Annotated in this window: 9 protein-coding genes; 1 reads left to right on the top strand and 8 read right to left on the bottom strand. The window is 59.3% G+C overall.

The window, feature by feature from the left end; translation table 11 throughout:
- Nucleotides 1-76: 76 nt before the first annotated feature.
- Nucleotides 77-967, top strand: a complete 891-nt coding sequence (locus B0G52_RS12680) for an AraC family transcriptional regulator (protein WP_094044743.1) — start codon at nucleotides 77-79, stop codon at nucleotides 965-967.
- Between the two features lie 323 nt (nucleotides 968-1290).
- Here the strand turns inward: B0G52_RS12680 and B0G52_RS12675 are convergent, their stop codons facing one another.
- From B0G52_RS12675 to B0G52_RS12640, 8 genes are all read right to left on the bottom strand, one after another.
- Nucleotides 1291-3471: a glycoside hydrolase family 43 protein gene (locus tag B0G52_RS12675; protein ID WP_094044741.1), complete on the bottom strand. Its 2181-nt coding sequence runs from the start codon at nucleotides 3469-3471 to the stop codon at nucleotides 1291-1293.
- Nucleotides 3472-3491: 20 nt separating this feature from the next.
- On the bottom strand, nucleotides 3492-4298 hold the full coding sequence (locus B0G52_RS12670) for a carbohydrate ABC transporter permease (RefSeq protein WP_094044739.1): 807 nt from the start codon (nucleotides 4296-4298) through the stop codon (nucleotides 3492-3494).
- Between the two features lie 12 nt (nucleotides 4299-4310).
- Complete coding sequence (locus B0G52_RS12665; protein WP_094044737.1) at nucleotides 4311-5201, bottom strand: carbohydrate ABC transporter permease; 891 nt, start codon at nucleotides 5199-5201, stop codon at nucleotides 4311-4313.
- A 98-nt stretch (nucleotides 5202-5299) separates the two neighbouring features.
- The gene (locus tag B0G52_RS12660) at nucleotides 5300-6646 is read right to left on the bottom strand and encodes an ABC transporter substrate-binding protein (RefSeq protein WP_094044735.1); all 1347 of its coding nucleotides are present in this window, start codon (nucleotides 6644-6646) and stop codon (nucleotides 5300-5302) included.
- Nucleotides 6647-6752: 106 nt separating this feature from the next.
- Complete coding sequence (locus B0G52_RS12655; protein WP_094044733.1) at nucleotides 6753-8393, bottom strand: response regulator transcription factor; 1641 nt, start codon at nucleotides 8391-8393, stop codon at nucleotides 6753-6755.
- A gap of 4 nt (nucleotides 8394-8397) precedes the next feature.
- On the bottom strand, nucleotides 8398-10170 hold the full coding sequence (locus B0G52_RS12650; RefSeq protein ID WP_094044731.1) for a cache domain-containing sensor histidine kinase: 1773 nt from the start codon (nucleotides 10168-10170) through the stop codon (nucleotides 8398-8400).
- 133 nt (nucleotides 10171-10303) lie between these two features.
- Complete coding sequence (locus B0G52_RS12645) at nucleotides 10304-11398, bottom strand: glycoside hydrolase family 172 protein (protein ID WP_094044729.1); 1095 nt, start codon at nucleotides 11396-11398, stop codon at nucleotides 10304-10306.
- A gap of 29 nt (nucleotides 11399-11427) precedes the next feature.
- Complete coding sequence (locus B0G52_RS12640; RefSeq protein WP_198960641.1) at nucleotides 11428-12240, bottom strand: carbohydrate ABC transporter permease; 813 nt, start codon at nucleotides 12238-12240, stop codon at nucleotides 11428-11430.

Below are 12240 nucleotides of genomic sequence, written 5' to 3'. Positions count from 1 at the left end.
ATTATAGGAGCGCAAACTGGCCTCCGTTTGTTTAATCCCACGAATAAACTTGTCAAAAACAACGGAGGATAGCGCTATGACCCGACAACCGGACGTCGATTGGACCGAAGAGCTTGCCCTGCCTTACGTCCGTCTCTGCTATCGGTTTATTAACGAATCGTTCTTCCAGGGGCCGCGCCGACTGCTCGACTATTTAGTGCTCTACTTGGAGCAAGGCCGCTACGTCTTGACGGTGGAAGGAACGGAGTACGAACTGCTCGAAGGAGAATTCGCGCTGATCCAGCCGGGCTGGCTGTTCACGACGAGAGGGTACGGCCAATGCATCGTCCCGAACGCGCACCTGGACTTCTTCTACCGGCCGCGCCGCGAGGAAAGCTTCGTCACGACGCCGGGCATGACAAGTCTCGAAGGCTACTCCGAGCTCGTCCAGCCGCGCCTGAACGATCTTCCCGGCGTCGACGTGCCCGTGAAGTTCAGGCCGAAACGGCCCGTCGAATGCCGAGATACGCTGTATCGGATGATTGAGCATTTCAAGGGCAACGATCTGCGCAGCGCGCTGCAGGTTCAGAAGCTCGCCCTCGAGCTGCTGCTGCACATGATCGGCGACAATGAGCTGCCCGTGTCCGCGGGCTTCGCCGAGCAGCAGTTCCGCGCCAAGATGAACGCCTTCTTCTCGTTCCGGCTGTCGGCCCCGCTCTCGGTTGGCGACATGGCGGAGCATGCGGGCTATTCCGAATCGCATTTCTCCGCCTTGTTCGCCCGTTCGTTCGACACGACTCCGCACCGTCACCTGCTGCTGCTGCGTGTCGAACGCGCCAAGGAGCTGCTGGCCTCCACCCCGCTCAAGCTTGACCTGATCGCCGACTACTGCGGCTTTGCGGACGCCGCCCACTTCTCCAAGGTGTTCAAGCGCGAGACCGGACTGTCCCCGCGCGATTACCGCCGGAGGGAACGGGGGGCGACTTAGTTCGGGGAATAATGTTACTCGAAAAATTCGTACATCGGCTCTCGAACGGGGCTCTGGCGCGGGGCGTTACTCTAAAATTTCGTACATCGGCTCTCGAACGAGGCTCTAACGGGGGACGTTACTCGAAAAATTCGTACATCGGCTCTCGAACGGGGCTCTGACGCGGGGCGTTACTCGAAAATTTCGTACATCCCCTCCAGCAGGCCGCAGACCTGACTGAAGGGGATACCCAAAAAGCCCCGCCCGCGCCGATAGGCGCAGACAAGGGCTTGGGCTTGGGACTGTATTCCCACTCGTGAGAGGTCAATCGGAAGACCGACGGATTACTCGATACCCGTCAGGGAGACAAGGCTGAAATCCGCCTGGCCGCCGCAGCAGACGAAACCCGGAACGCCGCCCGCGCTTGCCAGCTCGTGAACGCCGTCGAACAGAAGCAGATTATCCAAGCGAACGAACAGGCGTCCTGCCCGTACCGTAATGTCGAACGTGTGAGTCGCGCTCCAGTCGAAATCCGCGGACAGAGGCACGACGGCCAGCGCCGTCTCTCCCCCGGCAGAGCGGACAACGACTTCCGCTCTCGCCGCAGACGCCCGAGTCTCGTCGCCCTCCGCCTGCCGTGCACGATCCGCTCCATCCACCGCGGCCGAATCCCCGGCTCGCCCGGCAACCTCGCTCCGCCGGACGAGCCTGCACTCGATCGCCGAGCCGTCCGCCGCATACGCGGCATAAGCACCCGCATACGACGCGTTCGCCGCCAGCTTCAGGTCGAACGCGAAGCGATACAACCCTTGCCGAGCAGGCTCCCAGCCGATCAGCCAGGCGGTGCGACCGTCGCGAGAACGGCAGCTCAGCTTGCCCTCCGCGGCCTCGGCGGAGCCGCTGCCTTCCGCGAGTGACATCGCCGCCGCGAAGCCCGACTCCGTGCCGCGACGCAGGGCAAGATGCTCGGTCGCCTCCACCCCCGCGAAAGATGCGGAGGTGAAGAAGGTGACGAGCCCGATCCGTCCTGCGTCATGGGGATACGACGCGGCCGCCAGCTCTACCTCGTCCAGCTTAAACACGTAGCTCCCGCCGGTTTTCTCGACACGAATCGTATGATAGACGTCGAACCGGAACCCGAACGGCAGCGAAGCCTGCACGACGCCGTGCTTAACGCCGCCGCTGACCGCATAGGCCTCCAACTGCCGGCGTCCGACATCCAGCACGCACGCCACGAAGTTCCGCTCGTCCACGTAACAAGCATAGACGCCGTAACGGCCTCCGCGATGATCGTAGCGCCACTTGACGCCCGTCTCCAGCACGAGGCTTCCGAACGAGCGCTCCGTCACGACCGACATCGTCTGCGCAGGTACGCGCTGCGTTACCTCGCCGTCGCCGACTTCCCACTCGCCCGCGAGCTCCTTCCAGACCGCGGAAGACAGCTTGCCGTCTTCCCCCGAGTCGAACAGCTCGCGAAGAGCCGGCAGCGCGGGAACGTCCTGCGCCTCGCAGGTCGGTCCCGGCATCCACATCCGCTCGCCGCTCCAGAGCAGAGGGTCGGCGCGCATCGTCCGCTGCTCGCGGCCGAAATCCAGCTCGTCCGCGGCATTGCGGCCGTGGTAATACACCCATTCATCCACGTTGTTCGGCCCGCGCACGACCGAGTTGTGCCCGACGCCTTCGACGCCGTCGTTTTTGCGCAGCAGCGGCTCATAGCGGTCGTCCGACGGATGCTTCGTCCAGTCGAGCCCGATCAGCCCGGCTTCTTCCCGCACGGGAGCGGAGGAGTAGCCGATAAAATAATTCGGCCTCACGTACGCGTTCCCGCTGTACATCATATAATGCCTGTCGCCCCGGCGAACGTAGAACGCGCCCTCGATCGTATGCCAGTCGCGTCCGTCTCCAAACCGGTTTTCCTCGAAAATCTCCTCGTCGATCGAAGGAGCCACAACCAGTTGCGGCTTGCCCGCCGGAGTGACCATGTCCAGCAGCTTGTCCGCCAGAATGACGGTGCCCGGACGCTCGGCGTCCACCCCGGAATACTCGTTGTTGGAGTAGAACAAATAATAGTCCCCGGCTTCGTCCTTCACGACGTGGGCGTCAAGCGAGAACGTATCGTACAGCGTGCGAACGTACTTGAAAGGCCCTTCCGCCCGCTCCGATACCGCGACTTGCAGAAACTCCTTATGAACGTCCTCCTCGCCTTCCGGCATGGAGGAGACGTACAGATAGAACGCGCCGTTCTCATAGACGACCGCCGGAGCCCAATAATTGTTGAAGCCTTCCCGCCGATAAACGTATCCCTTATGCTCCCAATTCACTCCGTCCTTGGAGCGCAGAGCCAGCACGCCGGCTTCTCCCGTGGCGTACGTGTAATACACGCCGTTATGCTTCAATACATATGGATCGGGATGCACGTCCGATACCGGAGCAGCACCCTCGGCACCCGCCAGCGGCAGAGGATTGACGTATGTCCGCTCCCCCATTACCGGCAAATGCACGATTCGTTTCCCTTCCTTGTTCATCCGAAACCGCCTCCCCGTCGTTAGCTCTTCACGGCCCCCGCCGTCAAGCCCGCTTGCATGTAACGCTGACCGAACAGATAAATGATGATCGAAGGAATCGTCATCAGGATGAGCGCCGCGTACAGCTGCGCGACCATCTCCGGCGTCTGCCCCGTCGTCCCGGTGAAAAATTGCGTGGCGAGCGTCACCGTATACATCGATTCCTTCCGCACGAACAGCAGCGGAATGATGTAGTCGTTCCAGGAATAAATGAACGTAAGCACCATCACGTTAATAATAGCAGGTAAACCCAGCGGAAGCATGATCTGCCGGTACAATCGGATCGAGGAGCTTCCGTCGATCATTCCCGCTTCCAGAATGGCGTTCGGAATGCCTTCGAAATAGTTTTTCAGGATGAGCAGCATGAACGGCGCGTTAAACGCGGCCAGCGGCAAAATGAGCGACCAGTACGTGTTCATCAGGTGCAGCGACTTCATCGTGAAGAAGAGCGGAGACATCACGGCCGTCGCCGGAATCGCCAAGCAGGCGACCAGCGAGTAGAACAGCACATTCTTGAAGCGGAACTGCATCTTGGCGAAAGCGTAAGCGGCCAGACTGGCCAGCACACTCACGATCAGCATTGAGCAGAACGCCACGAACAGGCTGTTGAACACAACGCGGAAATAGTCGACCTTCGGATGCTGGATGACGGCCAAGTAGTTGTCGAAACCGTTGATCTGCAGCGACTGGATGACCGATTCGACGAGCGGGTACAGCCAGATAACCGCGAAGACGATCAGAACGGCTTGGATGACGAGCTTGTTGACAGGCCGCAAATTCGTAAACATGTCCGTTCCTCCCTAGTGGTTATTCTGCTGCCGGTTGCCCAGGCGCAATTGCACGACCGCCAGCACGACGGCGATGACGAGAATCGTCACGCCGGCCGCCGCCGACATGCCGCCGTTGAATTCGTCGATCGCTTTCTTGTAAACGTAAGTGGTCAGAAACTCCGTGGAACGTCCCGGTCCGCCTCCCGTCAGCAAGGCGACGATATCGAACGTCTTCAGAGATCCAACGATGCCGAGCACGACGAGCGTCGAAGTCGTCCCGCCGACCAGGGGCACGGTGATCCGGAACAGCGTTCTCCAGAAGCCCGATCCGTCCATCTTGGCGGACTCGTATATTTCATCCGGGATAGCCAGCAAGCCGGAGTAATACATCGTCATGCTGAAGCCCATCCACTGGAATATGTTCACGATAATGACGGACATCAGCGCGTATTTCGGATCGCCGAGCCAGGAGACGGCCAGGAAATCGAGATGCAATGCGCGAAGCGTCTCGTTTAAGCTGCCGAAATTCGTATCCATAATAATGCGGAAGATCGCCGCAATAATGACCGGCGCCATGACGACCGGAATGAAGAACACCGACTTGAAAAAGTTGTTGCCGAACAGCTTGGCCCGCAGCAGCACGGCCAGAAGCAAGCCTAACGCCGCCTGGATAAAGACGGTGCACACGAGAAAAATCAAATTGTTCTTAAGCGCGATATGGTACGTCGTATCGTCGAACAGCTTCTTGTAATTGTCGAAGCCGATGTATTTCATCTGGGAATCGATGCCGTTCCATTGATGAAAGCTCGTATAGACGGTAAACCCGATGCTGTAATACAGGAATATCCCCGACAAAATCAGAATCGGCAAAATGTATAGATAGGCCTTCCCTCCGGATAGAACGGAACGGCTGCCGGACATGATGATCCCCCCTGTTGGCGACGGACGTCGGGCATGAGCCTGAAGAATCGTCTCTTCCGCTCATGCCCCGCGCCGTTGCTGTCGTTCGATTGCTTTCCTTATCTGGCGATGCCTTCGGACACCTTCTGAACTTCCTTAAGCGCCGCTTCGACGTCTTTGCCCGCGGCGACGTCCTGCATCGCGATGCCGATCGCGTTGTTCAGCTCCGGATAGTCGAGCAGCCGCTTGCCGATCGCGCCCGCGATCTCCTGGTTCACGACGCCCACCGCTTCCTTCTCGGAGTCGAACTTGAATTGATCCAGCGTCTGCACTTCTACGCCGATCTTGGACGGAGAGCCTTGGATGAAGTCGGCCATGATCTGCTGGCCTTCGCCCATCGTCAGGAACTCAAGCAGCTTCCAAGCCGCTTCCTTGTGCTCGGAGTTTTTGTTGATCGCCAGCGCCGTATCGACGCTCGCCACCGCTTTGGACGGATTCGGACCGATCTGCGGCAGCAGGAACATGCCCGTCGCGTCGTTCTCGATCGCCGTACCTTCCTTCTCTCCGCCCGGAAGGCCGAAGCCGACGTGCCAGGAGCCGGTCAGGAACATGGCTGCTTTGCCGGAATAGAAGTATTGGTCGCGTGCGTCCGGGTAGGTGGACAAGCCCAGAGCGCCGTCTTGGAACACCTTGTCCGTGAACAGCTGCTTCCATGCGTTCATCGTGTCGACGAAGGCTTGATCGGTGAAAGGCACTTTGCCTTGCTCGGCTTCGTACACTTGGCCCGGAGCGAATTGGTTGCTCAGAGCGACGAACATGTCGACGTCATGCCAGGTGTCCTTCGCGCCCATCGCGACCGGCACGATGCCCGCTTCGCTGATTTTCGCGTTGACTTGTTTCCATTCCTCGTACGTCTTCGGAACTTCGGTGATGCCGACTTTGTCGAAGATCGCTTTGTTGTACAGTACGAACTCTTGGCCCGTCAAGTTAAGCGGCAGAGCGACCATCGAGCCGTCCTTGGACTTCACTTGGTCGATGGAAGACGGAACGAACTTCTCTTCCCAGCCCGCGCCCCACTTCTCGTCCGCGAGCGGCTGGATCGGCTCCAGCATGTTCGCGTACTGGTTCAGCATGCCGCCGACTTGCATCCCCATCAGGTCCGGACCTTCGCCCGCGCCGATCGCCACTTGAAGCTTTTTCTGGAAATCGGTCTGTTCGCCGCGCCAGTATTCGACTTTGATGTCCGGGTTGGCCGCTTCGAACGCCTCGATCACTTTCTTCGATTGAATATCCGTCGGCACCCAGGACCAGAATGTAATCGTTTCTTGCTTGCCGCCGCTGGCCGGAGCCGTGCCCGAAGGGGAACTCTCCCCGCCCGCGTTATTGTTGGAGTTGCCGCATGCCGAGACGACCAAGCTTGCAGCTACCACGCCCGTTAGCGCCCACTGCCACTTCTTTGTTCTCATCTCTGTTGAACCTCCCTAAGTTTGTTTCTTAATTTGCCCGCCTTAATCATAAAAAAAAGAAGCCCGCCCAAGGGCTCCACTTTTTTTACGTTTCACTACAGCTTTTTTACGTCTCGGCTTGATCCGGCAATTTCTCGTATTCGAGCGGGGTAATTCCGGTTACTTTCTTGAACACGGTGAAAAAATAGTTGTAGCTGGAAAATCCCGTCCGCCGCACGATCTCCTTCAAGTCGGTCTCTCCCTCGCGAATCAGCCGTTTCGCCTGGTCGACCCGAAAGCGCGTGACGTAATCCGCGAATCCGAGCTTCGTCTCCTCCTTGAACACGCGGCTTAAGTAAGAGGAGTTGACGCCGGCCTCGTCCGCCGCAAGCTGAAGGGTGATCGGCTCCGCATGGCGGCGACGAATCCACTCGAGCGTACGCCGTACGAGGTCGGAATGCGTGGACGGCGTCTGGCGCGAACGGAGCGCGCGCAGCAGCTCCCGGTAGACGTTCGTCATCCAGTCCCGCAGCGCGCGGACGGTGTCGAATTGCAGCAGCGTTTCGTAAGGCGTGGAGGCGACGTCGCCGAACACCTCCTGCTCGGACACGCCGGCTTCCTTCAAGCTGCGATTGGCGAGATGGATCAGTTCGACGCAGGCCATCTGAACCGATTTGTAAGCCGTGTGGGCTTCGATCATCCGATCGAACAGATCGTTCAGCACTTCCCCGACGCCTTCCTCGTCCAGCCTGGACAGACGGAGAGCCAGCTCGCGTTCCAGACGCACGTCCACCGTCGGAACCTCGGCCTCCTTCGGCTTGCGAGCCGATTCCGGCCAGATCACCGCGTCCGTCCCGGCGTAGAACCGCTCCTCCAGCGCCCGCTCGGCTTCCGCGCAGGCGTTCGGAATGTCCGCGATCGCTCCGCACAGCACGCTTACGCTGCAGCTGACGCTCAGATTGAGCTGCCGCTTCACGCTCGCCCGAATCCGGCGCAGCGCTTCGTGGATCGTCGTATGCCAGATCAAGCGGCTGCTCGTCTTAAGCGTAAACAGAAGAACGAATTTGCCCTCCTCCGTCTGCGCCAAGTACGCTTTGTCCGCATCCGCGACAATGTTCCCGGCGATATCCTTGAACGATTGGGCCAGATTGTCCAGATCCTTACGTTCGAGCCTTTCCTTCAACTGCAAATATCCGTCCCAGGAGACGACGACCGCGGTGACGCCGCCCGAGAAGAATTCGATCCCCAGCTCCTTCAAGGCATCGGTCGAGACGGACTCATCCGGCTGGTCCTCTTGGACGAGCCGGCGAATCGCGTCCTCTCTCAGCAAGGAGCGGCTGCGTTCCAGTTGAAGCTGCATCTGCATGCTTTTCTCCGTCGCCCTCCGCTCCTCCGCGAGCTTGTCGGAGGCTTTGCCCAAGACGTCCAGCAGCAGCTCGGAGCTCAGCTCGTGCTTCAGAATATAGTCGACCGCGCCGCTTCTCATGCTGTTGCGAATGTAATGGACGTCGCTGTACCCGCTCACCGCGACGATCTTCGTCCGCGGATGGAACTTCTGGAGGTACTCGATCAATTCCAGCCCGTCCATGCCCGGCATGCTCATGTCCGTGATGACGATATCGGGCTTGCGCTCGTCCGCCATCCGCCCCGCGGCTTTGCCGCCGGTCGCTTCCCCGCATAGAACGAAGCCGTGCTTCTCCCACTCCAGCATATTTTTCAGATGATTCAGCATCGGCAAGTCGTCGTCCACCAGCATCACCCGCAGCATCCCGTCATCCCTCCTTCTCCGCCCGGCAGGGAAGCCGGACCGTCACCGTCGTAAACAACCCCGCCGCGCTCTGCACTTCCAGTCCGTACGGTGGGCCGTAATGCATGCGAATGCGCTCCTGGACGTTGCTCAGGCCGATCCCGCTGAACCGGAGCTTGTCTTTCTCCGCCGAAGCGGCAAGCAGCTCCCCCTGCCGGTCCGCCGTCATGCCCACCCCGTTGTCGGACACCTGCAGCACGAGATCCCCGCGGTCGGCGAACCCTTTTATCGTCAGCAAACCTCTGCCCTTTAACGGCTCGATGCCGTGAATCAGCGCGTTCTCCACGAGAGGCTGGAGCAGGAACTTCAGAATTCGCCCGTCCAATATTTCCTCTTCGAAATCGAACACGGCCTCGAACTTGTCGTAGTAGCGGTACTCCTGGATGTTCAAATAATGGCGAAGGTAGTCGATCTCCTCGCGCACGGTCAAATATTCGCCGCCCTTGCCCATGCTGCTGTGCAGCAGCGCGAGCAGGGAGGAGACGAGCTCCTTGATATTGTCGGCCTTCTGAATGTCGGCCAGCCAGCGGATCTGATTCAGCGTGTTGAACAGAAAGTGCGGATTGATCTGCGCCTGCAGCGCTTTGAACTCCATCTCGTGCCGCTTCTCGTCCGTCCGCCTGACATCTTCGACCAGATTTTTGATGCTCTCGACCATCTGGTTGAAGCCGCGGCTCAGCTCCTCCACCTCGTCATGCGAGCGGATCGCGATCGTCTCGGTCAGATTGCCCGATCCGACCCGCTTCATCGCGTTGCGAAGAATGCCGATGTTGCGGGTAATCTGTCGCGCCAGCACCGTCGCGACCAGAAGCGCGGCGATCAGCGTCGCGACCGGCACGATCATCGACGTATTGGCCGCCCTGCGGCTGTCCGCCAGCAGCTCGTCCTTCGGCACGAGCGCTACCGTCGTCCAGTCGGTGTATTGGGATTTGTAGTAGACGAGAAAATGCGGCTCGCCTCCGATATCGATCGTTTTCCTCCCCGATGTGCCTTGCAGCAGAGGCAGGACGTCCGCGTACTTCGTCTGCCGGATGCTGCGGTTGATGTCCAGCTTCTCCTGCGCGTAGACGAAGTTGCCCTCCCCGTCGAGCAGGAACGACTGTCCCGATTTCACCAGCGGCCTGCTGAACATCCTCTGCACGAATTCGTACCCGAAGTCGATCAGCACGTAGCCGACCTGCCGGTTGCCGTCCCGGATCGTGCGGGCGATGGAGACGACGTTCTGCGACGGGAATTCCGATACCCGGTCGAGGGAGGAGCCTGCGTGAGTGGTGACGAATACGGGACGGCCCTGCCGCTCGGTCATGCTCGCATGCCAGGGGGAAGCCCGGAACTGCGCGACCGGCAGCGAGGTTCCCTGCGAATAGACGCGTCCTTTATCGCTGACGACGCTGATCCCGGAGATGTAGTATTTGTAGCCGTACAGACTGGAAATGTAGTTGTCCAGCTTGCGGTCCTTCTGCAACTGGTCGAAGACGGTGTCCTCCGAGTCTCCGACGAGCACGTCGATGACGTTCGGGCGATTCAGCGAGATCATCGTGCTGATGTAATCGATGTCCTTCATCGTCAGCTCGAAGCTGTCGTTCATCTCGGTAATCGAGCGGATCATGAACTCCTCCGACGATTCCCGCAGGTTGCGCGAATATTTCTCGTACCAGATCCAGGTGACGATGCTGAGAGACACGACCAGCAGAATGGAGAAGCCGATAAAGATTTTCGCCCGAATGCTTATTCTCATGGTGTTCTCCCTTACGCGAAATAAGAACGTCGCATGCTATTGTAACATGATGCAGACAGGATATTACATTTTGGCGGTTCAAGCAACAAGGAGCCGATCAACGGTTCGACACCGTCGCGGCTCCTTGCGAATGCTAATAGTCGAAGCAAACCTTCATGTCCTGCGCGTTAAAAGGAAGATAGTCGGGCAGCGGCAATCTGTCGCTCACGGGCACGATGATCGGATGGTCCTTGTGCGGCTCCGTCTGGTACCAGTACGCGGTGCTCGAATAGTCGTCGCTGCGGTGGTTGTTGTGTCCGTGCTCGATCGTCACCCGGATCGAACGGTCGAACATGATCGGGTCCTGGATGTGAAACCGGTAAGCCGATATTTTGCCCGACCAGTTCGGGCCGCCGCCCATCGTCATGCCGTGGTACGGAGAGTGATACTCCTGCGTCGGACACCAGGCGGTGTTGAAGTAGTCCTCCATGCCGGTGCCGTGAAGCGAAGGCGGCCAAGGCTCCCCGTCGATGAAGATCATGTCGTCCCCTTCCCCGTACCAGTTCCATTCCCGCGTCATCCGCAGATTGTGAATGTTCAGGTTGCAGCCGACGTAGTGTCCTTTGCCTTCCGCGTCGAGCAGCACGTAGTTGCCGTCTCCGGTCGTATTTTTGCCCCCGAATTCGAACAGGGCGTTGGACATCTCCTGATCGTCGACGCCGTCCGTCAGCTCCCTTCTCCAGATCGCGTGAAACCGGAGAGGACTGTCGATCGGGCGGTCGTACGCCTCGTAATCGATGTAGTAGTAGAACTTGAGCGGTTTGTCCGCGCCGGACTCGATCTCGACCCGGGCCGAGACGCCGAACGGCATCGGAAAATAACAGTTGAGCGCCCGTCCGTCCTCCGGGCTCATCGCCAGCGGAGCGGAGCTGAAGTTGCGCGTCTCCCCATGGCCGATGCCGAAGAAGTCGCCGATCGGCGCCTGCACGCTCGGATTCGTCTCCCCGTCCCAATACATGCGCAGGACGACTTTGCGGTGCAGATGCGATTCGAGCGTATCGTCCGTCGGTGCCATCGTCATCCAGATGTGCGTAATGCTGCCGCTGCCGCTCAGTTCGCACAGGTCGACGACCTCGCCCGGCTTGATCACTTTGTAGTCCCGGTTGCCCCCCGTCGTGTCGTAGCTGGATTCGCGCTTGCGCTTGCCTTCCCTTTCTCTGTACAGATCCCTTAACGACGTTCCCAGCATGCTGTCATCCTCCAATTAGGTTGAGTTCGTTATTTGATGCCCGACATCTTGATGCCGTCCACGAGGAACCGCTGCGCTCCGAAGAACAAGACGAACGTCGGAATCGTCGAGACGACCGCCGCCGCAAGCACGACGTTCCAAGGCGTGAAGTAGCCCCCTCCGACGAGGCTGGCGAGGAACACCTGAATGACCCACAGCTTGGCATCCTGCGTAATGATCAGAGGCCACAAATACGAGTTCCAGTTCGCCAGGAAAAAACCGATCGTCAGCGGCGCGATTATCGGCACCGACAGCGGCAGCGCGATCTTGAAATACGTCCCTCCCAGCGACAGACCGTCCAAGTAAGCCGCCTCTTCCAGCTCCCGCGGGAAATCCCGGTAGAACTGGCGGAACAGGAAGATGCCGTATGCGTTGAAAATCGAGGGCACGATCAGCCCGGCAAACGAGTTGATCATATGAAACTGCTTCGTGATCAGGTAGAGCGGAATCATGATGACGGCGAACGGTACCATAAGCGTGCTCAGCATCCAGGCGAACACCAGGTTTCTTCCCGGAAACCGGAACCTCGCCAGCGCGTAGCCGGACATCGAGTGGAAGATCATCGCCACGACCGTGACCGTCGCCGATACGAGAAAAGAATTGGCGATCGACCGGATCAGGCCCGTCCCCTTCACCGCTTGGGAGAAGTTGGCGAAGACGGCTTCGACGGGAAACAGCGTGACGTCGAATATCCGCTCCTCCGAACGCAGGGAGCCGATGACGAGCACATAGATCGGGAATACGAGCGCCAGGCCGAGCACCACGGCCAACGTCGGGAATGCCGCGCGTCTTATCGCCAGCAT

Origin of the sequence: Cohnella sp. SGD-V74, assembly GCF_003001675.1 — a bacterium.
In the GTDB taxonomy this organism is placed as follows: Bacteria; Bacillota; Bacilli; order Paenibacillales; family Paenibacillaceae; genus Cohnella.
Note: the sequence above shows the minus strand (reverse complement) of the source record. Positions and strands in the feature narration are given on the sequence as shown.